At 70.6% G+C, this 24,791-nt stretch carries 20 protein-coding genes and 1 pseudogene; 13 read left to right on the forward strand and 8 right to left on the reverse strand.

Annotated elements, in window-relative coordinates:
- Positions 1-188 precede the first annotated feature (188 nt).
- From CEK69_RS07135 to CEK69_RS07155, 5 genes are all read right to left on the reverse strand, one after another.
- Entirely contained in the window at positions 189-2,213 is a 2,025-nt protein-coding gene (locus tag CEK69_RS07135) for a M3 family metallopeptidase (protein WP_152244718.1), read from the reverse strand.
- A 61-nt stretch (positions 2,214-2,274) separates the two neighbouring features.
- Positions 2,275-3,378: a PLP-dependent cysteine synthase family protein gene (locus CEK69_RS07140; RefSeq protein ID WP_150410562.1), complete on the reverse strand. Its 1,104-nt coding sequence runs from the start codon at positions 3,376-3,378 to the stop codon at positions 2,275-2,277.
- A gap of 120 nt (positions 3,379-3,498) precedes the next feature.
- On the reverse strand, positions 3,499-3,711 hold the full coding sequence (locus CEK69_RS07145; protein WP_026143429.1) for a heavy metal-associated domain-containing protein: 213 nt from the start codon (positions 3,709-3,711) through the stop codon (positions 3,499-3,501).
- A 34-nt stretch (positions 3,712-3,745) separates the two neighbouring features.
- The gene (locus CEK69_RS07150) at positions 3,746-6,184 is read right to left on the reverse strand and encodes a heavy metal translocating P-type ATPase (protein ID WP_152244694.1); all 2,439 of its coding nucleotides are present in this window, start codon (positions 6,182-6,184) and stop codon (positions 3,746-3,748) included.
- Positions 6,181-6,621 (reverse strand): heavy metal-responsive transcriptional regulator, encoded by a 441-nt coding sequence (locus CEK69_RS07155; protein WP_152244696.1) that lies wholly within the window; start codon positions 6,619-6,621, stop codon positions 6,181-6,183. The genes CEK69_RS07150 and CEK69_RS07155 overlap by 4 nt, the downstream gene beginning before the upstream one ends.
- A gap of 116 nt (positions 6,622-6,737) precedes the next feature.
- Here CEK69_RS07155 and CEK69_RS07160 point away from each other — a divergent pair, with 116 nt between their 5' ends.
- The 4 genes from CEK69_RS07160 (at position 6,738) to CEK69_RS07175 (ending at position 10,867) form a co-directional block, all read left to right on the forward strand.
- Positions 6,738-7,145, forward strand: coding sequence for a CopL family metal-binding regulatory protein (locus CEK69_RS07160; protein ID WP_152244698.1), 408 nt, complete (start codon positions 6,738-6,740; stop codon positions 7,143-7,145).
- Positions 7,146-7,264: 119 nt separating this feature from the next.
- Positions 7,265-9,070, forward strand: coding sequence for a copper resistance system multicopper oxidase (locus CEK69_RS07165; protein ID WP_152244700.1), 1,806 nt, complete (start codon positions 7,265-7,267; stop codon positions 9,068-9,070).
- A gap of 272 nt (positions 9,071-9,342) precedes the next feature.
- Positions 9,343-10,275: a copper resistance protein B gene (locus CEK69_RS07170; RefSeq protein ID WP_226975073.1), complete on the forward strand. Its 933-nt coding sequence runs from the start codon at positions 9,343-9,345 to the stop codon at positions 10,273-10,275.
- 154 nt (positions 10,276-10,429) lie between these two features.
- Positions 10,430-10,867 carry a hypothetical protein gene (locus tag CEK69_RS07175; protein WP_152244704.1) on the forward strand — a complete coding sequence of 146 codons (438 nt, stop codon included), beginning with the start codon at positions 10,430-10,432 and terminating at the stop codon, positions 10,865-10,867.
- Positions 10,868-11,066: 199 nt separating this feature from the next.
- Here the strand turns inward: CEK69_RS07175 and CEK69_RS07180 are convergent, their stop codons facing one another.
- Complete coding sequence (locus tag CEK69_RS07180; RefSeq protein ID WP_017910320.1) at positions 11,067-11,540, reverse strand: hypothetical protein; 474 nt, start codon at positions 11,538-11,540, stop codon at positions 11,067-11,069.
- A gap of 219 nt (positions 11,541-11,759) precedes the next feature.
- Between CEK69_RS07180 and CEK69_RS07185 the strand changes: the two are divergent.
- Positions 11,760-12,049 (forward strand): annotated as a pseudogene (locus CEK69_RS07185) (lactoylglutathione lyase); the annotation flags it as partial.
- 23 nt (positions 12,050-12,072) lie between these two features.
- Here the strand turns inward: CEK69_RS07185 and CEK69_RS07190 are convergent.
- Positions 12,073-13,125, reverse strand: coding sequence for a hypothetical protein (locus tag CEK69_RS07190; protein WP_152244706.1), 1,053 nt, complete (start codon positions 13,123-13,125; stop codon positions 12,073-12,075).
- 83 nt (positions 13,126-13,208) lie between these two features.
- Entirely contained in the window at positions 13,209-15,041 is a 1,833-nt protein-coding gene (gene glmS / locus CEK69_RS07195) for a glutamine--fructose-6-phosphate transaminase (isomerizing) (RefSeq protein ID WP_152244720.1), read from the reverse strand.
- A 242-nt stretch (positions 15,042-15,283) separates the two neighbouring features.
- On the opposite strand from glmS, the gene CEK69_RS07200 reads away from it, so the two are divergent.
- The 8 genes from CEK69_RS07200 to CEK69_RS07235 form a co-directional block, all read left to right on the forward strand.
- Positions 15,284-16,552 (forward strand): efflux RND transporter periplasmic adaptor subunit, encoded by a 1,269-nt coding sequence (locus CEK69_RS07200; RefSeq protein ID WP_017910318.1) that lies wholly within the window; start codon positions 15,284-15,286, stop codon positions 16,550-16,552.
- 126 nt (positions 16,553-16,678) lie between these two features.
- Positions 16,679-17,404, forward strand: a complete 726-nt coding sequence (locus CEK69_RS07205; protein ID WP_152244708.1) for an ABC transporter ATP-binding protein — start codon at positions 16,679-16,681, stop codon at positions 17,402-17,404.
- Positions 17,405-17,417: 13 nt separating this feature from the next.
- Positions 17,418-18,746 (forward strand): ABC transporter permease, encoded by a 1,329-nt coding sequence (locus CEK69_RS07210; protein ID WP_226975074.1) that lies wholly within the window; start codon positions 17,418-17,420, stop codon positions 18,744-18,746.
- A 10-nt stretch (positions 18,747-18,756) separates the two neighbouring features.
- A complete protein-coding gene (locus CEK69_RS07215) occupies positions 18,757-19,992 on the forward strand; it encodes an FtsX-like permease family protein (protein WP_226975075.1) in 1,236 nt (411 codons plus the stop codon).
- 12 nt (positions 19,993-20,004) lie between these two features.
- Positions 20,005-21,327, forward strand: coding sequence for an ABC transporter permease (locus CEK69_RS07220; RefSeq protein WP_152244710.1), 1,323 nt, complete (start codon positions 20,005-20,007; stop codon positions 21,325-21,327).
- Positions 21,328-21,342: 15 nt separating this feature from the next.
- Positions 21,343-22,557, forward strand: coding sequence for an FtsX-like permease family protein (locus CEK69_RS07225; protein WP_152244712.1), 1,215 nt, complete (start codon positions 21,343-21,345; stop codon positions 22,555-22,557).
- Between the two features lie 12 nt (positions 22,558-22,569).
- Entirely contained in the window at positions 22,570-23,880 is a 1,311-nt protein-coding gene (locus tag CEK69_RS07230; protein ID WP_152244714.1) for an ABC transporter permease, read from the forward strand.
- Positions 23,877-24,791 (forward strand): ABC transporter permease (locus CEK69_RS07235; protein WP_152244716.1); only part of this gene is annotated, 915 nt, incomplete at its 3' end. The genes CEK69_RS07230 and CEK69_RS07235, both read left to right, overlap by 4 nt.

Consider the following 24,791-nt stretch of genomic DNA (forward strand, 5'->3'; position numbering starts at 1 on the left):
ACGAGTAAAAAACAGCTGCTTTTGTGGGAGGGGCTTCAGTCCCGACGGGCTTTCCCGGGAAAGCCCGTCGGGACTGAAGCCCCTCCCACAATGCAATCGCAACCACTACGCCTGCGCAGGAAAATCTCGAATCCCGGCTTTCAACAGCCGCAGGCTGCCATCCCGAATCCCCAATCCCGAATCCCGGCTTATCCGGCCATGCCGCTGTGCCGCAGCAACGCCTCCAGCTCCGGCGCACGGCCACGGAAGGCGGTGAAGTTCTCCAGCGCCGGGCGGCTGCCGCCGCGCGAGAGGATTTCGCGCAGGAAGCGCGCGCCGGTGTCCGCCAACTGATCCGGCGCTTCCTCGAATGCGGCATAGGCGTCGGCGCTGAGCACCTCGGCCCACTTGTAGCTGTAGTAGCCGGCCGCATAGCCGCCGGCAAAGATGTGGTTGAACTGGTGCGGGAAGCGGTTCCAGGCCGGCGGCCGGTTCACCGCCACGGCGTCGCGCACGCGCTCGAGCAACTGCAGCACGCTGTCGGCCTGGGCATCGAAGTCGTGGTGCAACTGCATGTCGAACAGCGCGAACTCGAGCTGGCGCACCGTGAACATGCCGCTCTGGTAGTTCTTCGCCGCGAGCATCTTGTCGAACAGCGCGCGCGGCAGCGGTTCGCCGCTGTCCACGTGCGCGGTCATCGCCTGCAGGCGCGGCCATTCCCAGCAGAAATTCTCCATGAACTGGCTGGGCAGTTCCACCGCGTCCCATTCCACGCCGTTGATGCCGGCCACGCCCAGTTCGCCGACCTGGGTCAGCAATTGGTGCAGGCCATGGCCCATCTCGTGGAACAGGGTGGTGACTTCGTTGTGGGTGAAGGTGGCCGGCTTGCCGTCGCTGCCGCGGCCGAAATTGCACACCAGGTACACCAGCGGGGTCTGCACGCCGTCGGCGCGTTCGCGGCGGTTGCGGCAGTCGTCCATCCAGGCGCCGCCGCGCTTGCCTTCGCGCGCGTACAGGTCCAGGTAGAACTGCCCGACCAGGCGCCCCTGCGCATCGCTGAGGCGGAAGAAGCGCACATCCGGATGCCACACCGGCGCGCTGTCGGCCTCCACGCGCAGGCCGTACAGGTCGTGGATCAGGCCGAATAGGCCCTCCAGCACCTTGGGCTCGGTGAAGTAGCGCTTCACTTCCTGCTCGGAGAAGCTGTAGCGCGCCTGCTTGAGCTTTTCGCCGGCATAGGACAGGTCCCAGGCTTCCAGCGTGTCCAGGCCCAGGTGCTCGCGCGCGAAGGCTTCCAGTTCCGCGCGGTCGCGCTGCGCGTAGGGCTTGGCGCGTGCGGCCAGGTCGTGCAGGAAGTCCAGCACCTGTGCAGGATCCTGCGCCATCTTGGTCGCCAGCGAATACTCGGCGTAGCTGGCGAAGCCAAGCAAGGCCGCCAGTTCGCCGCGCAGGGCGAGGATGCGCCCGATCGCCGCGCTGTTGTCCAGCGCCGCATCGCCGAACTCCGAGGCGCGGATCGCGTTGGCGCGGTACAGCGTCTCGCGCAACGCACGGTCTTCGGCGTACATCTGCACCGGCAGGTAGCACGGCATCTGCAGGGTCAGCTTCCAGCCCGCCTGGCCGTCGCGCTCGGCCGCCGCACGCGCGGCGGCGATGCTGTCCTCGGGCAGGCCGGCCAGGCGCGCCGGGTCGTCGACCAGCAGCGACCACGCATCGGTGGCATCAAGCACATTCTGCGAGAACTTGGCCGACAGCGCCGACAGTTCTTCCTGGATCGCGGCGAAGCGCTGCTTGTCGGCCTCGCCCAGTTCGGCGCCGCCCAGGCGGAAGTCACGCAGCGCGTTGTCCAGCACCTTGCGCTGCGCCGGCGTCAGCGTGGCCGCCTCCGGCGATTGCGCCAGCGTGCGGTACTGCGCGAACAGCGCCAGGTTCTGCCCCAGCGCGCTGGAGAAGCGCGTCACCTTGGGCAGGTTGGCGTTGTAGGCCTCGCGCAGCGCCGGCGTGTTGACCACCGCCTGCAGGTGGCTCACCTGGCCCCAGGCACGCCACAGGCGCTCGGTGGCATCGTCCAGCGGCGCCACGAAGCTGTCCCAGCGCACCGGCGCCACCGTCTCGGCGGCGGCCACGGCGGCCTCGGCCTGCGCCAGCAGCGTGTCGATCGCCGGGCCGATGTGCTCGGGCTGGATCGCATCGAAGCGCGGCAGGCCGGAAAAATCGAGCAGGGGATTGGTCATCGCGGAAGTCTCGGTCACGGAAGGAAGGCCGGCGGCGCCGGCCATGGCAATGAAATGGCGGTCAGTCCAGCGCGGCACAAGGCAGCGGCGGCAAGCCGGCGCCGGCCACCGCCGCGGCCAGCTGCGCATCGGCCTGCTCCACGTCGATGCCGTGCTCGGCGTACCACTGCGGCCGGTAGTAGCTGTGCCCGTAGCGCTCGCCGCTGTCGCACAGGATGGTGACGATGGCGCCGCTGCGGCCCTGTTCGCGCATGCGCGTGGCCGCCTGCAGCACGCCGACGAAGTTGGTGCCGGTGGAGCCGCCCACGCGCCGGCCCAGGCGCGCGCTGACGTAGCGCATCGCCGCCAGGCTCAGCGCGTCGGGTACCTTGACCATCGCATCCACGCAGCTGGGGATGAAGCTCGGCTCCACCCGCGGCCGGCCGATGCCTTCGATGCGCGAGCCGCCGGTGCTTTCCAGGCCGGCGTAGTCGCGTCCGGCCAGCGCCTCGCGGTAGCCGTCGAAGAACAGCGACACCTCCGGATCCGCGCACAGGATGCGGGTGGGATGGCGCCGGTAGCGCACGTAGCGCCCGAGCGTGGCCGCGGTGCCGCCGGTGCCGGGGCTGCACACGATCCAGGCCGGGATCGGATGCGGCTCCTCCTGCATCTGCCGGAAGATCGACTCGGCGATGTTGTTGTTGGCGCGCCAGTCGGTGGCGCGCTCGGCGTACAGGAACTGGTCCATGAAGTGGCCGCCGGTCTCGCGCGCCAGCTGCACCGAATCGGCATGCAGGTCGCAGGCGCGCCCGACCAGGTGGCAGCGCCCGCCCTGGAACTCGATCGCGGCGATCTTCTCCGGCGAGGTGGTGGCCGGCATCACCGCGATGAACGGCAGCCCCAGCAGGCGCGCGAAATACGCCTCGGAGACCGCGGTGGAACCGCTGGAGGCCTCGATCACCGGCCGCCCCTCGCGCAGCCAGCCGTTGGCCAGCGCGTACAGGAACAGCGAGCGCGCCAGGCGGTGCTTGAGGCTGCCGGTGGGATGGCTGGACTCGTCCTTGAAGTACAGGTCGATGCCGGGGAAACCGGGCAGGTCCAGCGGGATCAGGTGGGTGTCGGCCGAGCGGTTGAAGTCGGCTTCGATCTTCTGGATGGCGGCGGCCACCCAAGCGCGATGGGTCATGGCGGTGCGGGAGCGGAGAAATCGCGCCCACGATACACGCCCGGCCACGCGCCCGGGCCATGCGCGGCAGCGGCCGCCACGCCGGCGTTCACCCGGCGTGGCGCGGCGTCGGAGCGGCGCTCAGCCGGCGGCCACGCTGAAGCCGGCGTCGGCGATCGCCTGCTCCAGCGCGGCCACGTCGATGCGCGCGGGGTCGTAGTCGATGCCGACGCGGCCGCCTTCCAGCACCACCGTGCTGGCGGCCACGCCCGGGCAGGCGTCGAGCACCCGCTGCAACCGTGCGCTGCAGCCGCCGCAGCTCATGCCGTGGACGAGGAGATCGAGATGGTGCATGTCATGCTCCAAAGTGAAGAAATCGCTGACGCGCTCACTGCGCACGCCAGCGATTCAGCAGCAGCGCGTTGCCCAGAACAGAGACCGAACTCAGCGCCATCGCCGCGCCGGCGATCACCGGGTTGAGCAGGCCGAACGCGGCCAGCGGGATGCCCAGGCCGTTGAAGACGAAGGCGAAGAACAGGTTCTGGCGGATCTTGCGCACCGTCGCCGCGGACAGGTCGATGGCGGCGGCGACACCGGCCAGGTCGCCGTGCATCAGCACCACGTCGGCCGCCTCGATGGCGATGTCCGAGCCGCTGCCGATGGCGAAACTGACGTCGGCCGCGGCCAGTGCCGGGGCATCGTTGATGCCGTCGCCGACCATGCCCACGCGTGCGCCCGGCACCGCCTGCAGCCGGCGCACATGCGCGGCCTTGTCCTGCGGCAGCACCTCGGCCTGCACCTGCTGGATGCCGAGCCGCGCGGCCACCGCCTGCGCCGCGTGGCGGTTGTCGCCGCTGAGCATGGTCACCGCGATGCCACGTGCCTGCAGCAGGGCCACCGCCTCGGCGGCGTCCTCGCGCAGCGGATCGGCGATGGCGATGTAGCCGGTCACGGCACCGTCGACCGCCACCCCGACCACACTCTGACCCTGCGCCTGCGCCGTCTCGGCCTGGCGGCGCAGCGCCGGGTCGGCCGGCGCGGCGACCAGGCCGTCGAGCCATGCCAGCGCGCCCAGCGCCACCTCGCGCCCGTCCACGCGGCCGCGCACACCCTGCCCCGGCAACGTCTGCACCGCCTCGGCCGACGGTGCCGGCACGGCCGCGCGCACGCCCAACTCGGCGGCGCGCTGCACGATGGCGCGCGCCAGCGGATGCGCCGAGCCGGTCTCCAGCGCCGCGGCCAGGCGCAACAGCGGCGCGGTCTCGGCCGCGTCGGCAACCAGCACCGCGGTCACCTGCGGCTGGCCCAGGGTCAGGGTGCCGGTCTTGTCGACCACCAGCGCGGTCAGCGCACGGGCGCGCTCCAGCACCTCGGCGTCGCGGATCAGGATGCCGGCGCGGGCGCCGACGCCGGTACCGACCATGATCGCGGTCGGCGTGGCCAGGCCCAGCGCGCACGGGCAGGCGATCACCAACACCGCCACCGCGTGCACCAGCGCTTCGGCGAAGCTGCCGCCCAGCGCCCAGGTCGCGCCCAGGGTGAGCGCGGCGATGGCCAGCACCGCCGGCACGAACACCGCGGCGATGCGGTCGACCAGGCGCTGGATCGGCGCGCGCGAGCCTTGCGCGGCATCGACCATGCGCACGATCTGCGCCAGCAGGGTGTCCGCGCCGACCCCGGTGGCGCGCGCGCGCAGCAGGCCGAGCTGGTTGACCGTGGCCGCGTGCAGGCGACTGCCCGGCGCCTTGGCCACCGGCATGGCCTCGCCGGACAGCATCGCCTCGTCCACGCTGGAGTGGCCGTCGAGCACCTCGCCGTCGACCGGCACGCGCTCGCCGGCGGCGACCACGAACACGTCGCCGACCGCCAGTTCCGCCGCATCCACCTCCACGATGACGCCGTCGCGCTCGACCCGTGCGGTGGTCGGCGCCAGGTCGAGCAGCGCGCGCACCGCCGCGGTGGTGCGGCGCTTGGCGCGGGCCTCGAGCAGGCGCCCGAGCAGCACCAGGGTGATGACGCTGGTGCTGGCCTCGAAGTACACGTGCTGGCCGTGCAGGCCGGCCACGGTGACCACGGCGCTGTACAGATAGGCCATGCCGGTGCCCAGCGCGACCAGCACGTCCATGTTGGCGCTGCCGTTGCGCAGTGCGCGGTAGCCGGCGCGGTAGAAGCGCGCACCGATCCAGCACTGCACCGGCGTGGCCAGCAGCAACTGCAGCCAGCGCGGCAGCGGCTCGGCATGCGCACCGCGCAGGGCGTCGCCATCCAGCATGCCGAGCATCTGCCCCCAGAACGGCAGGGTCAGCAGCACCGCTGCGGCGAACAGGCCCAGCTCGCGCCGCCAGGCACGTTGCTCGTCGCGCTCGCGCTCGGCCAGTTGCTCTGGGTCCATGGCCTGCGCGACGCGCGCGCCGAACCCAGCACGGGCGATCCGCGCGATGAGTTCCGCTGGCGCGACTGTGCCCGGCACGATCTCCACCCGCGCCTTGGCCGAGGCCAGGTTGGCGTGGCCGGCGAGCACACCCGGGGTCTTCGCCAGCACCGCATCGATCGACGCCACGCAGGACGCGCAGTGCAGGCCGCTGAGTTCCAGGGTCACGGTCTGGGTCGGCACGCGGTAGCCGGCGTGCTGGATGCGCTGCAGCAGCGTCGGCAGATCCACCTGCTGCGGATCGTAGTCCACCTGCACGCGCGCGCCGGCATAGCTGGCCTGCGCCGCCACGCCGGGCAGACGCGTGAGCGCTTTTTCCACGCCCGCCGCGCAGGCGGCGCAGGTCATGCCCTGCACCGGCAAGGTCAGCGAGGCGGTGGTGCGACCCGTGCTCATCGCGACGGCTCGCCGGCGCCATCGCCGCGGATGTCGCCCAGGATCGGGCAGGCGTCCGGCGCACCGTGGCCGGGGCAATCCTCGACCAGGGCCGCCAGGGTGTCGCGCATCTCGGTCAGCTCGGCGATGCGCCGGTCCAGCGCCTGCAGGCGCGCGCTGGCGCGCTGCTTGATGCCCTCCACGCCATGCACGCGATCGTCCTGCAACGCCAGCAACTCGCCGATTTCCTCCAGCGAAAAGCCCAGCTCCTTGGCGCGGCGGATGAAGCGCACCCGCTGCACCGCCGCGGCGTCGTACTCGCGGTAGCCGGAGGCGCGGCGCGGGGCAGGCGGTAGCAGGCCCTGGCGTTCGTAGTAACGCACGGTGTCGATGGCGACGTCGGCCTGGCGGGCGAGCGCGCCGATGGTGAAGCGGGCGGTGGCGGGATCGGATCGCATGCGCACACCCTACTCCCTGGAGTCGGGTCCAGAGTCAAGCCTTGCAGCATGGCGGTCGCTTGCCGCGCACGCCGGCTTCGGTATCCTCTTCCGTTCCCGACGCCACGCTGCCGCCTGTGCCGACTTCCGCCGTCCTGCTGCGCCTGCTGCTGTGCCTGAGCCTGCTGCTCAACGGCACCGCGGCCGCCATGGCGATGCCCGGCATGCCGGCGCACGGCAGCGCGACGCACGAAGCGGTTGCCACCGTCGCCAGCGCGGCGCCGGTGCATGCGGCGATGCCCTGTCACGACGCACCGCCACCGCCGCCGGCCGACCAAGACGCGCACTGCCACGACCATGCCGGCAAGCACGGCGGCTGCGGCGGCATGGCAGGCTGCCAATGCCCGCACGCGCAACCGCTGCCGGCCTTGCTGGCGATGCCGCTGGCGCTGCCACGCTTGCCCCGCACCCTGATTGCCGCCGCTCCCCAGGCCGCGCACGGCGCGCCCGGCCTGCCGCGGCTGGAACGTCCTCCCAGCGCCTGAGCGCGCACGGCCGCCTGCTGGGCGGTCTCCCGGTGGCAGCGCACAGGCGCTGCCGCGTCCGAGCCTGCAGCGCCCATCGGCGCTGCGTGGCGCATCGCATCCGCTTACGGACATCGCACATGAACCCATCTTCCTCCGGCCTGCCGGCGCTGCCGTCGCGGCGCCGCTTCGTCACCGGGCTGGCGCTGGGCGCCGCCGCCGGCCTCACCGGGCTGCCGCTGCGCCACGCCCACGCCAGCGCACTGGCCCGCAACGGCGCCGCGCCCTACGTGCTGCACGGCACAGACCTGGACCTGAGCATCGGCAGTACGCAGGTCAACTTCACCGGGCGCACGCGCCCCGCCATCGCCGTCAACGGCAGCGTGCCGGCGCCGCTGCTGCGCTGGCGCGAAGGCGACACCGTGACCATCCGCGTGGCCAACCGCCTGCCCGGCCACACCCAGACCTCGGTGCACTGGCACGGCCTGCTGCTGCCGGCCAACATGGACGGCGTGCCGGGCATGAGCTTCGACGGCATCTATCCGGGCGAGACCTACCAGTACCGCTTCGCCCTGCGCCAGTCCGGCACCTACTGGTACCACAGCCATTCGCTGCACCAGGAGCAGGCCGGGCTGTACGGCGCCATCGTCATCGACCCGCGCGAGCCGCCGCCGTACCGCTACGATCGCGAACACGTGCTGCTGCTGTCGGACTGGACCGATCTGGATCCGGCGGCGCTGTTCCGGCGGCTCAAGCAGATGCCGTCCTACGACAACCTGTACCAGCGCACCGTCGGCGATTTCCTGCGCGACGCGCGCGAGGACGGGCTGCGCGCCACCCTCGCCGACCGCGGCATGTGGGGGCGCATGCGCATGACCCCCAGCGACCTGTCCGACGTCAACGGCAACACCTACACCTACCTGCTCAACGGCATGACCCCGGCCGGCAACTGGACCGGGCTGTTCCGTCCCGGCGAGAAGGTGCTGCTGCGCTTCATCAACGCCTCCAGCATGAGCTACTTCGACGTGCGCATCCCCGGGCTGAAGATGACCGTGGTCGCCGCCGACGGCCAGTATGTGCATCCGGTGAGCGTGGACGAATTCCGCATCGCCGCGGCCGAAACCTTTGATGTGCTGGTCGAACCCAGCGGCCAGGACGCCTACACGGTGTTCGCGCAGGACATGGGCCGCACCGGCCACGCGCGCGGCACACTGGCCGTGCGCGAAGGCCTGCAGGCGCCGGTGCCGGCGAACGATCCGCGTCCGTTGCTGCGCATGCAGGACATGGGCCATGCGATGGCCGGGCACGCCGGCATGGAGCACAGCGCAGGCATGACCATGCACGGCATCGAGGGCGGCTGCGGCGCGAACATGCACATGCCGGGCATGTCGGGCATGGAGCACGCCGCGCACGCTGCCGCCGCACCGGCGCATCCACGCAGCGAACGCGGCAATCCGCTGGTGGACATGCAGTCCGCCGCCACTGCGCCGCGGCTGGACGACCCTGGCATCGGCCTGCGCGACAACGGCCGCCGCGTGCTGAGCTACGCCGACCTGCATAGCCTGTTCGAGGACCCGGACGGACGCGAGCCGGGACGCGAGATCCAGTTGCACCTGACCGGCAACATGGAGAAGTTCGCCTGGTCGTTCGACGGCATTCCCTTCGCCAGCGCCGAGCCGCTGCGGCTGAACTACGGCGAGCGCCTGCGCATCGTGCTGGTCAACGACACGATGATGCAGCACCCGATCCACCTGCACGGCATGTGGAGCGACGTCGAGGACGCGGCCGGCCGCTTCCAGGTGCGCAAGCACACCGTGGACATGCCGCCGGGCACGCGCCGCAGCTACCGCGTGCGCGCCGACGCGCTGGGCCGCTGGGCCTACCACTGCCACCTGCTGTACCACATGGACGGCGGCATGATGCGCGAAGTGCGGGTGGACGCATGAGCCGCCTCCGCCTCCGCCTCTGCCTCCGCCTCGCTCCGCTCGCCCAGGCCACCGGCCTGGCGCTGCTACTCGCGCACGCTGCGGCGCAAGCGCAGCATGCCCACACGGCCGACACCGACGGCGGCGACGCACCCACTGCCGCGCCCTGCGCCTGCCCGGCACCCGCTGCCACCACACCCATGGCGGGCGCTGCGGAGGCATCGCAGCCCGACACGGCAATGCACGGCGCCATGGACCACGCAGCCATTGGGCATGCCGCGCACGCGTCGACCATGCAAGACACGCCTGCGGCAGAGCACGCCGACGCCATGTCGCACGCGCACATGGACCACGCGGCCGCGCCGGCCTCGCAGGTCGATCACAGCCACCGCGCGCATCACGCACACGACGGCATGCATCACGACGGCATGGACCATGCGATGCCCACCGCGCCAGCGCCGACCGCGAGCGCGAGCGCATGCCAGTGTCCTGCGAGCGCCGACACGTCGCTGCCGCGCGAGCCGATCCCGCCGATCACCGACGCCGATCGCGCAGCCGCATTCCCCGTGCTGCGCGACCACGGCATGGCGCACGGCGCGGCGCGCACCGGCTACCTGCTGGTCGATCGCCTGGAGGGCTGGGACAACGCCCACGGCAGCGGCCAGGCCTGGGAGGCACGTGGCTGGTACGGCGGCGACATCGACCGGCTGTGGCTGCGCAGCGACGGCGAACGCGAGGGCGGCCGCACCACGGCGTCGACACTGGAACTGGCCTATGGCCGCGCGATCTCGCCCTGGTGGGACATGCTGATCGGCGCCAGGCAGGCGTTCGCGCCGGGCCGCGCGCGAACCTCGGCGGCGTTCGGCGTGCAAGGCATGGCGCCGTACAAGTTCGAGGTGTCGGCCCTGCTCTACGTCGACGAGGGCGGCCATGCCAACCTGCACCTGGAAGGCGAGTACGACGTGCTGCTGACCAATCGCCTGATCCTGCAGCCACGGCTGGAAGCGGAACTGGCCGCGCGCGACGATCCGGCGCATCGCACCGGCAGCGGCCTGGCCAGCGTGGAGGGCGGGTTGCGCCTGCGCTACGAAGTCACCCGCCGGTTCGCACCGTATGTCGGCGTAGAGCACGTGCGCAGCTTCGGCGACACCACCGACCTGCGCCGCGCCGATGGCGAGGCGGCGCGCGAGACACGCTGGGTCGCCGGCCTGCGGTTCTGGTTCTGAGCGGACGGCAACGCGGCGCGGCGCTGTCCGTCGACAGTCGTTCTCCCCATCCAGGGTCGGCCGCAGTTCACCCGGTACATGCGAGGGTTCGGGCGGCCCTGTGCGCACCACGCACGCGGGGCTGTCACCGTCGATCGCCCAGGAGATCCGCTCGATGCACGAATCCGCCAACGCCGCCGTTCCCGCGGCCCGCCGGTGGCTCGGCCAGGCAGGCATCGCCTGCCTGGCCGTGCTCGCCGCTTGCGCATGTTCGACCGCCATGCAGCAACGCCCTCTGCTGCCGGACGGCACCCACGCGGCTGCCGACGCGCAGGACGCCAACGCGGCCAGGGCAGTGATCGTCTACTTCGATCGCAGCGGCGACGTCGAGCAGACCAAGCGCCGCATCAGCGCGGCGGCGGCGGGCTGGCATGCCCCGCTGCTGTACACGCTCGACCGCGTCGGCGCCATCGTGTTGGGGGTCCCGACCGGGAAGACCGCCGAGCGCCTCATCGCCGACGTCGGCGCCATCGCGGGCGTGCTGATGGCGGTACCCGATGGCCAACATCAACTGCAGCAGGACGCGTCGTCGCCCCCTTCGTCGGTGCGGTAGCCAACGGGCCGATGCCAGGGGCGCCCGCGCCTGCGGGCGAGCGCGCTGGATGGCCTGGACGCGTCCGCGCGCGCCGGTGCGGCCGTCTCCCGCAGGCGCGGCGCTGTCGGTTTCCAGGATCGGCCACGACAGGCGTCATGGCAATGCCCGCCACGGCTGAAGCCGCTGCTACAACACGGCTCCTGCAAGAACGCTTCAGCTAGGCGTGCAGCGCCGCCTGCAACCCCGCCACCTCGTGCCGCGGCGGACGCAGCGCCCCCAGCGTGCCGACCAGTTCGCGATAGCTGCGCGCGAGCTGCGCGAACAGCCCCGCGTCGCTGTCGCGGCTCTCGGCGACTTCGGCATAGGCGCCGCGGCCCAGATCGATGAAGTAGTCCACGCTGACCCGACGCCGTGCCGCCACGCCGGGGAACAGCCCGGCGATCAGCAGGCAACCGTCGCCGACCTCACGCAAGGCGTCGGCACGTGCACGCCCCACCTGCTCCTGCGCATGCAGCCAGGCCAGCGCCTGGATGCGCGCCAGCAACTGTGCGTCGCGCTGGTAACGCAGCAGCACGAACACCAGATAGTGCTCGCGCGATTCGTCCAGCGGCCGGCCCAGGCGCTGCCCGGCCTCGTGCACCAGCGCCTGCCACAGCTCGGCCGGCGCCCCCTGTCTGAAAGACTCGTACATGCGTCCTCCTGCGTGGTGGGAACCCTCGCAGGAAGCTTATGCATAACCCGGGCCAGTGCGTTAGCAGATCGGCGGCGCCTCTGCCAACAGGCGGAGCCGCACCACTCTCTCGCCGCGCTCTACATCGGCCGCCACGCCGTCGCCCTTAGAATTGCGCCAAGCCGCACAACGCGGCGCCTCCCCCATGCGAGACCGCCATGCCCACCACCGAAGGTACAGGTGCCGGCAGACCCGGCGCAGCGGCAGATGTGGACGGCCGGCCCGGCGTGCTGGAATCGCCCCACAACCACGGCAGCGAACGGCTGGATGGCCCGGTCTACCACGACGGCAACAGCGAGCCGCGCGGCTTCGGCCATCTGTGCGTGTCGGTGCCTGACCTGCATGCGGCCTGCGCACGTTTCGAAGCGCTGCACGTGCCGTTCCAGAAGCGCCTGAGCGACGGGCGCATGCGCAACATCGTCTTCATCAAGGACCCGGACGGCTACTGGGTGGAGATCATCTCCAACACCTCCAGCGAGCGAGCGCAGCGCGCTCAGGCATGCTGTGGCGCGATCACCACGTTGACCCGCAGGCCTAGGCGGCCGGATTCAAGATCTTTCTTGAGCACCGCCGGGTTGTCCAGCAACCCGGCCGGATCGTAGATCAGGCACACCAGGCGCTTGACGCCAGGATGCTGGCTATAACGGGCGGCATCGATCACCAACTGATCGACGATCTCGCGATCCCGCAGCCCATCGCGCTTCATTTTCACTTCGATCGCGACCTCGTTGTCGTCGAGCCGAAAATCCATCCGCGAACTGTTGCCGGCATAGCTCGGCGTGTACTCCTCGGCACGCACGTGCAGGTAATGCAGCTTCAACAGCGCGTGCAGAGCATCCTGCACGTCGTACTCGTCGACGAAGGTCATGGCCGTCCGTTTTGCGTGGCGCTTGCCGATCTGCCGTACGAACGCGTGGAAGTTCTGCAGCAGGTTGAACAACTGCGCCAGATCACCGCCCGGCGTGCTCGCATCATCGACGGCTGGCGCTGGATCGGCGTAGGACCGTTCCAGCAAGCGCTGCTCAAACTGGCGTTGCGGCTTCGATGCTGGGCGCAGGATGAAAAGCAGCAGCACGGCGGCACCTGCCATGAGCGCCAGGTAGAAGATCAGATAGCGGGGATCCAGTCGGACGTCGATATCGGGCACATAGCTGGCCCGCACGTGGTCCGCCGCCCCCTGCCCCCGGGCGACGACCAGATAGTGGACGACCACCTGCAGCCCGGACATCGATCCGCTGCCGGCGTAGAACTCGTCCGGGCGTTCGACCGGAGATCCCTCGGAAGACGCGTTGTAGCGCTGCATCTGCGCGAACAGCGGCGCCGTGCGCGCCCTGAACTCCTCCGACAGCAGGAACTGCTGCACCCTGGAATTGCTCAGGTCGTGCGGCTGGAAGATCGGCCAGATCAGCAGCAGATAGCTCAGCGTGATCATCACCGCGGACAGCACCGTCGCGGACAGGGCCAACCGCCGCATCCATTGCACCCGTTCGATCAGCGCCCGCAGCGACGCCGGCGGCGACCCATGCGTTTCGTGGACATCCTGCATTGTGTCGCTCCTGGGTTGAAGGCGATGGACGCGCCCTCGCCGCCAGCATAGCGCAGCGTCCGCATCGCCCTGCGCCCCGGCGACTACTCCACCGTCACCGACTTGGCCAGGTTGCGCGGCTTGTCCACGTCGGTGCCGCGCGCCAGCGCGGTGTGGTAGGCCAGCAACTGCACCGGCACGGTGTGCAGCACCGGGCTGAGCACGCCGGCGTGGCGCGGCGTGCGGATCACGTGCACGCCTTCGGACGCGTTGAAGTTGCTGTCCTGGTCGGCGAACACGAACAGCTCGCCACCGCGCGCGCGCACTTCCTGCATGTTCGACTTCACCTTCTCCAACAAGGTGTCGTTGGGCGCGATCACCACCACCGGCATGTTCGCGTCGACCAGCGCCAGCGGGCCGTGCTTGAGCTCGCCGGCCGGATAGCCCTCGGCGTGGATGTAGGTGATTTCCTTGAGCTTGAGCGCGCCTTCCAGGGCGATCGGGTAATGCAGGCCGCGGCCGAGGAACAGCGCGTTGTGCTTGTCGGCGAAGCGCTCGGCCCATACCGCGATCTGCGGTTCCAGGTTGAGCACGTGCTGCACGCTGCCGGGCAGGTAGCGCAGCTGCTCCAGGTACTCGGCCTCCTGTTCGGCGCTCAGCCGCCCGCGGCGCTTGGCCAGCACGCAGGTAAGCTGGAACAGCGCCGCCAGCTGGGTGGTGAAGGCCTTGGTCGAGGCCACGCCGACCTCGGCGCCAGCGCGGGTGTACAGCACCATCGCACTGGCGCGCGGGATCGCGCTCTCGGGCACGTTGCAGATCGACAGGGTCTTGGTATGGCCCAGCGCCTTGGCGTACTTGAGCGCCTCCATCGTGTCCAGGGTTTCGCCGGATTGGGAGATGGTCACGATCAGCTGCCGCGGATTGGCGCAGGCATCGCGGTAGCGGTACTCGCTGGCGATCTCCACGCTGCACGGCAGCCCGGCGATGCCCTCGATCCAGTAGCGCGCGGTCAGCCCGGCGTAGTAGCTGGTGCCGCAGGCCAGGATCTGCACGCCGTCCACGTCGGCCAGCAGCGCCTCGGCCTTGCTGCCGAACAGCGCGGTGTCGAAGCCGCCGGCGTCGAACAGCGCCTCCAGCGTGTCGGCCAGCGCGCGCGGCTGCTCGTGGATCTCCTTCTGCATGAAGTGGCGGTACGGGCCCAGCTCCAGCGAGGCCAGCGACACGTCGGACACGTGCGGCTCGCGCTGCACCGGCTGGTCCTGCGCGTCGTACACCTGCACGCCGTCGCGGCGCAGTTCGGCGGTGTCGCCTTCTTCCAGGAAGATCACCCGGCGCGTGGCCTGGATCACCGCCGAGACATCCGAGGCGATGAAGTTCTCGCCCTCGCCCAAGCCGATCAGCAGCGGGCAACCCATGCGCGCGCACACCAGCAGGTCCGGGCGCGACTTGCTCACCGCGGCCACGGCATAGGCGCCGGTCAGCTCCTTCACCGCCGCCTGCAGCGCGCCGAGCAGGTCGCGGCCCTGGGCGATGTAGTGGTGGATCAGGTGGGCGATGACCTCGGTATCGGTCTGCGATTCGAACACGTAGCCCAGCGCGGTCAGGCGCTCGCGCTGCTGTTCGTGGTTCTCGATGATGCCGTTGTGGACCAGCGCCAGGTCGCCATGACTGACGTGCGGGTGCGCATTGGCCTCGGTGACGCCGCCATGGGTCGCCCAGCGGGTGTGGCCAATGCCCAGCGGCGCGTGCAGGCCCTCGGCCAGCGCGGCGCTCTCGGTCTCGGCCACGCGGCCGGTACGGCGCACACGGCGGACCTGCCCGTCGGCGATGGCGGCGATGCCGGCCGAGTCGTAGCCCCGGTATTCCAGGCGCTTGAGCCCCTCGATCAGGACCGGAACCACATCGCGATCCGCGATCGCACCGACGATACCGCACATAGCCACGCCCTTCGCCGAAAAGTCCGCCATTCTAGCGAAGTCCGCTGAATGTCTCGCCGCTGTCCGCTGCCGGACACAGAGCGTGTCACCCATTCCCGAGCATGCCCCCGCCCTGGTGTCCGCGAACGTGTCCGCGGACACCCGGACACCTGTCCGCGCCGTCCGCACCCATGCAATTCAATGACTTGCAGTTGGCACGCATCGTGCTCTGAAGTCCCCATCCTCACCGCTGCGACCGTCCGATGATCCGTGACACCTCCGCCCAGGACCAGGTTCTCGCCCGCCCCCGCTCCGCGGCCTGGCGCCGCTGGCTGTGGCCCGGGCTGATCGCCGCGCTGGTGCTGCTGGGCATCGCCTTCGCCGCACGCGGCTGGATCGCCGGCAGCCGCTCGTTCGACGCGCAGCGGGTGCGCATCGCCACGGTGACCCGCGGCGACCTGGTCCGCGACATCTCCGCCGACGGCCGCCTGATCGCCGCCAACAGCCCCACCCTGTACGCCATCTCCGGCGGCACCGTGACCCTGAAGGTGGTCGCCGGCGACGTGGTCAAGCAGGGCCAGGAGCTGGCCGAGATCGACAGCCCGGAACTGCGCAGCAAGCTCGCCCAGGAAGAAGCCACCCTGGCCGGCCTGCAGGCCGAGGCCGGCCGTGCCGACCTGGACGCGACCCTGGCCCGCGCCAACGCCAGCAAGCTGATCGACCAGGCGCAGATCGAACGGCAGGCGGCCAGCCGCGACCTGGAGCGCTACCAGCGCGGCTATGAAGGCGGCGCGGTGCCGGCAGTGGAACTGGCCAAGGCCCAGGACACCCTGAAGAAGGCCGACATCGCGATGAGCCACGCGCAGAAGGATTCGGGCCTGCAGGCGCAGGGCGCCTCGCTGGACGCGCGCAACAAGCGCCTGCTCGCCGAGCGCCAGCGCGCGGTGGTGGCCGAGGTGCAGCGCCAGGTCGACCTGCTGACCCTGCGCTCGCCGTTCGACGGCCAGGTCGGCCAGGTGCAGGTGTCGCAGCACACCAACGTCGCCGCCAACGCACCGGTGCTGAGCGTCGTCGATCTGTCCAAGTTCGAACTGGAGATCAAGGTGCCGGAAAGCTTCGCCCGCGATCTGGCGATCGGCATGCCGGCGCAGTTGACCAGCGGTGCCGGCGAGCCCTTCGCCGGCGCGATTTCGGCGGTGTCGCCGGAAGTGGTCAACGGCGAGGTCAACGCGCGCATCCGCTTCACCGACAAGCAGCCGCCGGGCCTGCGCCAGAGCCAGCGCATGAGTGCGCGGGTGCTGCTGGATACTCGCAAGAACGTGCTCAAGCTCGAGCGCGGCCCGTTCGTCGAACAGTCCGGCGGCCGCTACGCCTACGTCATGGACGGCGACTCGGCGGTGCGCCGTCCGGTCGAACTGGGCGTCACCAGCCTGGGCGAAGTCGAAGTGCGCTCGGGCCTGCAGCCGGGCGACCGGGTCGTGGTCTCCGGCAGCGACCTGTTCGGCGATGCGCCGCAGGTGACGGTGCATTAGGAGCCGGGAATGGGGATTCGGGAATGGGGATTGGTAAGCCCCTCTCGTTTTCTTCTCCTGGCCGCCGCTTCGAATCTCGACATCCAAATCCCCAATCCCCGCTCCACCACCACAGGAACTCACGCCATGCTCGAAATGCGCTCCGTCTCCAAGGTCTTCCGCACCGAACAGGTCGAGACGCATGCGTTGCGCTCGCTGGACCTGCATGTCCGCGAGGGCGAGTTCGTCGCCGTCACCGGGCCGTCGGGATCGGGCAAGACCACCTTCCTCAACATCGCCGGCTTGCTGGAGACCTTCACCAGCGGCCAGTACCTGCTCGACGGCCAGGACGTCAGCAACCTCAACGACGATGCGCGCTCGCGCATGCGCAACCAGAAGATCGGCTTCATCTTCCAGGGCTTCAACCTGATCCCCGACCTCAACCTGTTCGACAACGTCGACGTGCCGCTGCGCTACCGCGGCATGGGCGCGGCCGAGCGCAAGCAGCGCATCGAGGAAGCGCTGAGCCGGGTCGGGCTGGGCTCGCGCATGAAGCACTATCCGTCCGAACTGTCCGGCGGCCAGCAGCAGCGCGCGGCGATCGCCCGCGCCCTGGCCGGCAGCCCGCGCCTGCTGCTGGCCGACGAACCGACCGGCAACCTCGACTCGCAGATGGCGCGCGGGGTGATGGAACTGCTGGAGGAGATCAACGCGCAGGGCTCGACCATCGTCATGGTCACCCACGACCCGGAACTGGCCGCGCGCGCGCAGCGCAACGTGCACATCGTCGACGGCCAGGCCACCGACCTGCAGCGCGAGCCGGTGCTGGTGCACGGCGGCGCGGCGGCGGCGTCCGCCAACGATCACCGCTGAGACAGGCCCTGCCATGTCGCTGCCGTATGCCGTGGAACTGGGATTGCGTGGAATGCGTCGGCATCCGCGCACGGTGTTGCTCGCCGTGCTCACGCTCGCCCTGGGCCTGGCATCGGTGATGACGATGCTGACCTTGCAGGCGATGCTGTCCGCCGATCCACTGCCCGGCCTCAGCCAGCAGCTGTACCTGGGCTGGGTGGACTCGCGGCAGATCGCCCGCCAGGACGACCCCGACGCTGGCGAGCCGCCTCAGGCGCTGTGGAAGCTGGACGATGCCACGGCATTCATGGCTACGCTGCCGCAGGTGCGGCAGGCGGCGCTTACGCTGAGCACGTTCGACGTGAGCGACCAGGCACGCACGCGCCACCAGCAGGCCTACGCGATCAGCGCGCTGGGACCGATGCCGGCGCTGTTCGGCCTGCCGCTGCGGTCCGGCCGCTACTGGACGGACGCAGAAGAACGCAACCGTGCGCCGGTGGCCATCATCAGCCACGCGCTCAGCCTGAAGCTGCTGGGCAGCGAGAACGGCGTCGGCCGGCAGATCCGACTGGGCAAGCAGCTGTTCCAGGTCGTCGGCATCAGCGACGACTGGAGACCGCGCCCGGCCTTCTACTTCCTCAATGGGCCGGAAGCGGCCTGGCAGCAGTATCCGCTGGAGGTGTTCGTTCCGGCACGGGCGGCCCTGGACGCGGACGCCAAGCCGGGATTCGTCCAGGGCTGCGACGACACCGGCCACGCCGGCGTGCGCTTCAACGAACTCGACCTCGGTGCCTGCCGCTGGCTGATGCTCTGGGCGCAGTTGTCCACCCCCGTGCAGGTAAACGCCTACCGCGATGCGCTGTCCGCGTTCGCGCAAGCGCGCCATGCCGATGGGGTTTTCCAGCGCGCGCCGCAGGTCGCCTTGTACGGCGTGGCCGAGTGGCTTGCGCGCAACCGCGTGGTCCCGGACAGCGTGCGCCTGAACGTCTGGCTGGCGCTCGCGCTGCTCGGGCTGTGCATCGTCAATGTCGCCGGCCTGCTGGCCGCACGTTTCCTGCGCCGCTCCGCCGAATTCGGCGTGCACCGGGTCCTGGGCGCCCCGCGCGCGGCGGTGTTCGTCCGCTGCCTGACCGAAGCCGGCGCGATCGGCCTGTTGGGCGGCGTGCTGGCATTGCCGGCCACGCTGTTCGGCCTGTGGATCGTGCGCATGCAGGCGGAGACCTACAGTGACCTGGCACGCTTCCAGCCCAGCCTGTTCCTGGCGATGGTGGCGCTGGCGATCGGCACCGGCCTGCTGGTCGGCCTGCTCCCGGCGTGGCGTGCAGCGTTGCTGCAACCGGCGCTGCAAGTGAAAAGCCTCTGAGGGCCCGTCGATGCCACTGCGCCCCTATCTCTCACCCCTGTTGCGGCATCCGCTGATGCCGCTGCTGGTGATCGTGCAGACCCTCCTGGCCTGCGCGATCCTGACCAACGTGCTGTTCCTGCTGTGGCAGAAGCTGGCGCCGATGCTGGTCCCGGACGGCATCGCCCGCGATGAGGTCATCCTGGTCGACCAGGTGATCAATGGCCAAGGCGGCTGGAAAGCGCCGCAGATCCGCGCCGGCACCGACACGCTGCGCCGCATCCCCGGAGTCACCGCGGTCTCGCCGACGATCGGCCTGCCAATGAGTTCCTCCATGGTCATGGTCGGCCGCGTCGCCGGCCCTGCGGCGACCGAGCGCGTGAGCCTGCTGGTCGGCGACGACCTGATCGATGCGTTGGGCCTGGACCTGGTGGCCGGACGCAACTTCAGCGCCGACGAAATGCGGGTCGGCGACCTGCCCGCCGCGACCGCGTCCGACCGCACCACCGCGGTCATCCTCACCCAGGCGCTGGCGCAGCGGCTGTTCGGCTCGCGCCCGGCGCTGGGCGGCGTGCTCACCAACGGACAGGCGAACGCGACCAAGCGTTTCGTCGTGGTCGGCATCGTCCGCCACCTGCTGCGCTACCAGCTCGACGCGCTGGACGACGGCAAGGCCGAGTACACGATGCTGACGGCGGGCACAGTCACCGGGACGCCGATCCTGACCTACGCGGTGAGGACCGCGCCGGAGCGGCGCGCGGCCGTGATGGCCGAGATCCCGCAACGTCTGCAGCAGTTGTTCGGCGACGCGCTGCTGCGCGGGATCACGATCCGTGCGAACGACTACGAATCCCAGCGCAACGAACGGCTCCAGCCGCGCCGCGCCGCAGTGTGGCTGTTCGGCACCGCCAGTGCGGTGGTCACCCTCATCACCCTGATCGGCATCGCCAGTCTCAGCGGTTTCTGGATCCAGCAGCGGACCCGGCAGATCGGCATCCGCCGCGCCCTGGGCGCCAGCCGCGGCCAGATCCTGCGGCATTTCCTGCTGGAAAACCTGGTGGTCATCGGCAGCGGCGTGGTCCTGGGCATGCCATTGGCCTACATCGCCAATCTCTGGTTGATGCAGCACTACGAGCTGCCGCGGCTGCCCGCCGCCTGCCTGCCGATCGGCTTGCTCGCCCTGTTGCTGCTAGGCCAATGCGCGGTGTTGTCGCCGGCGCGGCGCGCCGCCGCGATCCCGCCCGCCACCGCCACCCGCAGCGCCTGAGCCAAGGACCCCATGTTCCGTTACTACATCCAACTGGCAGTACGCAGCCTGCGCCGCAGCCCGGTGCTCACCGCGCTGATGGTGCTGTCCATCGCGGTGGGCATCGGCGCGGCGATGACCACGCTGACGGTGATGCGGCTGCTGTCCGGCGATCCCTTGCCCGGGCGCAGCCAGCAGATCTTCTTCGCGCAACTCGATCCGCGTCCCAGCAACGGCGCCAACCAGAAGCCGTACGACAAGCTCGACTACCCCTCGGCCATGGACCTGTGGACGCGCGGGCGCGCCGATCGCCAGGCCATGGTCGCCGAGAGCGAGATCAAGGTGCACGCAGCAGACGGCGTCACCCCGCCGTTCATGACCCAGTTGTTGATGACCCAGGCCGATTTCTTCCCGATGTTCCAGGTGCCGTTCGCCTACGGCAGCGGCTGGCGCGCGCGCGACGACCAGGACCGGGCGCGGGTGGCGGTGATCTCGTCCGACCTCAACGCCAAGCTGTTCCAGGGCCGCAACAGCGTCGGCCGCAGCCTGCTGGTGCGCGGCACGGCGGTGCGCATCGTCGGCGTGCTGGCACCGTGGCGGCCGTCGCCGCTGTTCTACACGCTGGCCGGCGGCAGCTTCGCCCATGGCGATACCGCCAGCTTCTACGGACGGCCGCAGGACGTGTTCATGCCGCTGTCCAGCAGCCTGGAGGTCAACGACGGCCACATCCAGCCGTGGACCTGTTTCAGCAAGCCCGAGGCCAACCTGGACCTGCGCAGCGCGCCGTGCGTGTGGCTGCAGTTGTGGGTGCAGTTGGACACGCCGGCGAAGGTCGCCGACTACCGCCGGCTGCTGGCCGACTACGCCGCGCAGCAGCACGCCGCCGGGCGCATCGGCCGCGCCGACACTGCGCGCCTGCTGTCGCTGCCGCAATGGCTGGACCATAACCGCGTGGTGCCGGGCGACGTGCGCCTGCAGAGTTGGCTGGCGCTGGCGTTTCTGGGCCTGTGCCTGTTCAACAGCGTCGGCCTGCTGCTGGCCAAGTTCCTGCGCCGCGGCGGCGAGATCGGTGTGCGTCGCGCGCTGGGGGCGTCGCGCCGCGCGATCTTCGCGCAGTGCCTGACCGAGGCCAGCGTGATCGGCCTGCTCGGCGGCGCCGGCGGTTGGCTGCTGACCCTGCTGGGCCTGTGGAGCGTGCGCCAGCAGCCCACCGCCTACGCCGACCTGGCGCATCTGGACCCGACGACGTTCGCCGGCACCTTCGCCCTGGCGATCGCCTGCAGCCTCGCCGCCGGCCTGTTCCCCGCCCTGCGCGCCAGCCGTATCGCGCCAGCCATGCAACTCAAGAGTCTGTAACCGGGGCCCGCGACCATGCAGATCACGCCCATCCTCAGCGCGCTGTCGCGCCATCGCATTGCGGCCACGCTGATCGCGCTGGAAGTGGCGCTGGCCTGTGCGGTGCTGTGCAACGCCTTCTTCCTGATCGGCAACCGCCTGGACCTGGTGCACCTGCGCAGCGGCATCGACGAGACCGCGCTGGGCCTGGTGTCGCTGTCCGGCTGCGACGGCTGCAACGCCGCCGACGTCAACGCCCGCGCGCTGGATGCGGTGCGCCGCACGCCCGGCGTGCGCGCGGCCGGCGCCATCAATACCGTCCCGTTCGCGCCGCCGGTGTTCAACAACGGGCTGTGCCTGGACCAGGACTGCACCAAGGTCGGCGGCGTGCCGCACTTCTACATGCTCAGCCCCGGCGCCGTCGCGGCACTGGCGCTGCAGCCGGACAGCGGCCGCACCTTCGGCGAGGCCGACTACCAGCCGCTCGACAACGGCATCCCGACCGCGGCCGGCGTGTGGATCACGCGGGCGCTGGCCGCGCACCTGTGGCCGGGCCAGGATCCGCTGGGCAAGGAATTCTGGTCCGGCGGCCATTTCCGCGTGATCGGCACGCTGGAGCACCTGGCGCGCCCCGATCCGGGCCGCAGCGAGGATGGCGTGATCGGCAGCGACTGGTCGGTGGTGATCCCGGTGCGCGAGGCCGCGCAGTCCGGCACCTATGTGCTGCGTGCCGATCCGCGCGAGTTGCCGCGGGTGTTGGCGAAGGCGCGCGCCGCAGTGGCACGGGCCGTGCCCGAGGCGGTGCTGGACAACGCCAACAGCAAGCCGCTGGACGACCTGCGCCAGACGTATTTCCAGAGCGACCGGGCGATGACCGGGCTGCTGGTCGCGATCATCGTCGCGATGCTGCTGGTGACCGCGCTGGGCATCGTCGGCCTGGCCAGTTTCTGGGTGCAGCAGCGCACCAAGCAGATCGGCATCCGCCGCGCGCTCGGCGCCACCCGCCGCGACATCCTGCGTTATTTCCAGACCGAGAATCTGCTGCTGGTCGGCGCCGGCGTGGCCCTGGGCATGTTGCTGGCCTACGGCGGCAACGTGCTGCTGATGCGGGTCTTCGAACTGGAACGGTTGCCGGCCAGCTACCTGCCGGTCGGCGCGCTGCTGCTGTGCGCGCTGGGCCAGCTCGCCGTCCTCGGCCCGGCCCTGCGCGCCGCCGCCGTCGCCCCCGCCATCGCCACCCGCAGCGCCTGACCCGGAGCCCGCATGTTCGCTTACTACCTTCGCCTGGCGCTGCGCAGCTTCGGCCGCAACCGCATCCTCACCGGGCTGATGGTGCTGGCCGTGGCGCTGGGCATCGGCGCGTCGATGACCATGCTGACCGTGCTGCACACGCTCTCCGGCGACCCGCTGCCCGGGCGCAGCGCCACGCTGTTCCATCCGCAGTTGGATCCGCGCCCGCGCAACCTGCCCAGCGCCGACCCCGAGCCGCCGGACGAGCTGACCTGGCAGGACGCCACCGCGCTGTACCGGGCGCAGGCGGCGCCGGCGCAGACCATGACCAGCGCGAACTGGCTGCCGGTGCGCCAGACCGTGCCCAACAGCCCCTTGCGCATGCTCACCACCCGCGCCGCCACCGCCGACCTGTTCGGCATGTTCGGCATGCGCTTCCTCTACGGCAGCGGCTGGAGCCATCGCGACGATACCCAGCGCGCGCCGGTGGTGGTGCTGAGCCGCAAGCTCAACGACGCGCTGTTCGGTGGCGCGGACAGCGTCGGCAAGACCCTCACCATCGCCACCCGCCCGTTCCGGGTGATCGGAGTGATCGACGCCTGGAACGCGCAGCCGCGCTTCTACGATCTCAACTCCGGCGCGTACACGCCGCCGGAGGAACTGTACATGCCGTTCGAGACCTGGCTGGACCTGCCGCAGGACTACGGCTACGGGCCGATGCAGTGCTGGGGCAAGGATGGCGAGGCCGGCCTGCACGACCCCAAGGCCGCGCAATGCACCTGGGTGCAGTACTGGGTGCGGCTGGACACGCCCGAGCAGGTGCGGCGCTACCGCGCGGCGCTGGAGGCCTACAGCGCGCAGCAGCGCCAGCTCGGCCGCTTCGAACGCGCCCCCAACACCCGCCTGCGCAGCCTGGTCGACTGGCTGGACTACAAAAGGGTGGTGCCGGCCACGGTGCGCATGCAGACCTGGATCGCCTTCGGTGTGCTGCTGGTATGCCTGCTCAATGCAGTGGGCCTGCTGGTCGCCAAGTTCATGCGCAAGGCCGGCGAGATCGGCGTGCGCCGCGCGCTCGGCGCCAGCCGCCGCGCGGTGTTCGCGCAGTGCCTGGCCGAATCGGCGCTGATCGGCTGCCTGGGCGGCCTGCTCGGCATCCCGCTGACCTGGATCGGCCTGTGGCTGGTGCGCCAGCAACCGGTGGCGTACGCGCAGCAGGCGCATGCCGATCCCGCGATCCTCGGTATCGCCCTGGCCGTGGCCACGCTCTCGGCGCTGGCCGCCGGCCTGTGGCCAGCCTGGCGCGCCTCGCGCATCGCCCCCGCCCTGCAGGTGAAATCGCTATGACCCCGCTGCCTCCCGTGCGTCCCATCCTGTCCGCATTGGGCAGCCATCGCGCCGCGGTGGTGCTGATGGCGCTGCAGATCGCCCTGACCCTGGCAGTGCTGTGCAACCTGGTGTTCATCATCGCCCGCACCTACCAGCGCGTGCAGACCCCGACCGGAGTGATGGAACAGGACATCGGCCTGATCCAGAGCATCAGCGTGGTCGGCGAACCGGGCAGCGTCAGCAGCGTCGGCCGCAGCCTGGACATCCTGCAGGCGGTGCCCGGCGTGGAAGCGGCGGCGTTCGGCACGCCGCCGCTGTGGGGCCCGACGCAGGCGCAACTGTTCCTGCAGCCGCAGGCCACGCAAGCGGTCGCCCGTGCGCGCCTGTTCCTCGGCAGCCAGGGCCTGAACCGCACGCTGGGCATCCGCATCGTCGCCGGTCGCGACCTGCGCGACGCGGAACTGACCGGCGCCTCGGACCTGTTCGGTGCGCCACCGGAGATCGAGCGGCGCCTGCCGGCCCTGATCACGCCGTCGCTGGCGGCCAAACTGTTCCCCGGCACGTCGCCGCTGGGGCGCACCCTCTACACCAGCACGTTCAACCAGCCGGTGCGCCTGGACATCGTCGGGGTGATGGCGCCGGTGCGCGGCGACATCACCGGCCACGACGACGATGCCGATGCACTGCTCACCGAGATCCGCATCGGCAGCGAAGGCTGGGGCGGCGGCTACCTGATCCGCAGCACGCCCGGGCAACTGGCGCAGGTGCTGCCGCGCGCGGCGGCGGCGATGCAACGCGCCAACCCCACCTACGTGCAGCAGCGCGTGGCCACCATGCAGGAACTGCGGACCGAGTACTTCAAGAGCGACAGCGCGGTGGCGCGGATGCTGCTGGCGATCATCCTGATCCTGCTCACCGTCACCGCGCTG

Source organism: Xanthomonas sp. LMG 12462, assembly GCF_009192885.1.
GTDB lineage: Bacteria > Pseudomonadota > Gammaproteobacteria > Xanthomonadales > Xanthomonadaceae > Xanthomonas_A > Xanthomonas_A sontii.

What these genes read in the sequence shown, in the direction of transcription:
- CEK69_RS07135 (WP_152244718.1), bottom strand. Translation starts at nt 2,213, where the DNA reads ATGACCAATCCCCTGCTCGATTTTTCCGGCCTGCCGCGCTTCGATGCG.
- CEK69_RS07140 (WP_150410562.1), bottom strand. Translation starts at nt 3,378, where the DNA reads ATGACCCATCGCGCTTGGGTGGCCGCCGCCATCCAGAAGATCGAAGCC.
- CEK69_RS07145 (WP_026143429.1), bottom strand. Translation starts at nt 3,711, where the DNA reads ATGCACCATCTCGATCTCCTCGTCCACGGCATGAGCTGCGGCGGCTGC.
- CEK69_RS07150 (WP_152244694.1), bottom strand. Translation starts at nt 6,184, where the DNA reads ATGAGCACGGGTCGCACCACCGCCTCGCTGACCTTGCCGGTGCAGGGC.
- CEK69_RS07155 (WP_152244696.1), bottom strand. Translation starts at nt 6,621, where the DNA reads ATGCGATCCGATCCCGCCACCGCCCGCTTCACCATCGGCGCGCTCGCC.
- CEK69_RS07165 (WP_152244700.1), top strand. Translation starts at nt 7,265, where the DNA reads ATGAACCCATCTTCCTCCGGCCTGCCGGCGCTGCCGTCGCGGCGCCGC.
- CEK69_RS07170 (WP_226975073.1), top strand. Translation starts at nt 9,343, where the DNA reads ATGCAAGACACGCCTGCGGCAGAGCACGCCGACGCCATGTCGCACGCG.
- CEK69_RS07175 (WP_152244704.1), top strand. Translation starts at nt 10,430, where the DNA reads ATGCACGAATCCGCCAACGCCGCCGTTCCCGCGGCCCGCCGGTGGCTC.
- CEK69_RS07180 (WP_017910320.1), bottom strand. Translation starts at nt 11,540, where the DNA reads ATGTACGAGTCTTTCAGACAGGGGGCGCCGGCCGAGCTGTGGCAGGCG.
- CEK69_RS07190 (WP_152244706.1), bottom strand. Translation starts at nt 13,125, where the DNA reads ATGCAGGATGTCCACGAAACGCATGGGTCGCCGCCGGCGTCGCTGCGG.
- glmS (WP_152244720.1), bottom strand. Translation starts at nt 15,041, where the DNA reads ATGTGCGGTATCGTCGGTGCGATCGCGGATCGCGATGTGGTTCCGGTC.
- CEK69_RS07200 (WP_017910318.1), top strand. Translation starts at nt 15,284, where the DNA reads ATGATCCGTGACACCTCCGCCCAGGACCAGGTTCTCGCCCGCCCCCGC.
- CEK69_RS07205 (WP_152244708.1), top strand. Translation starts at nt 16,679, where the DNA reads ATGCTCGAAATGCGCTCCGTCTCCAAGGTCTTCCGCACCGAACAGGTC.
- CEK69_RS07210 (WP_226975074.1), top strand. Translation starts at nt 17,418, where the DNA reads ATGTCGCTGCCGTATGCCGTGGAACTGGGATTGCGTGGAATGCGTCGG.
- CEK69_RS07215 (WP_226975075.1), top strand. Translation starts at nt 18,757, where the DNA reads ATGCCACTGCGCCCCTATCTCTCACCCCTGTTGCGGCATCCGCTGATG.
- CEK69_RS07220 (WP_152244710.1), top strand. Translation starts at nt 20,005, where the DNA reads ATGTTCCGTTACTACATCCAACTGGCAGTACGCAGCCTGCGCCGCAGC.
- CEK69_RS07225 (WP_152244712.1), top strand. Translation starts at nt 21,343, where the DNA reads ATGCAGATCACGCCCATCCTCAGCGCGCTGTCGCGCCATCGCATTGCG.
- CEK69_RS07230 (WP_152244714.1), top strand. Translation starts at nt 22,570, where the DNA reads ATGTTCGCTTACTACCTTCGCCTGGCGCTGCGCAGCTTCGGCCGCAAC.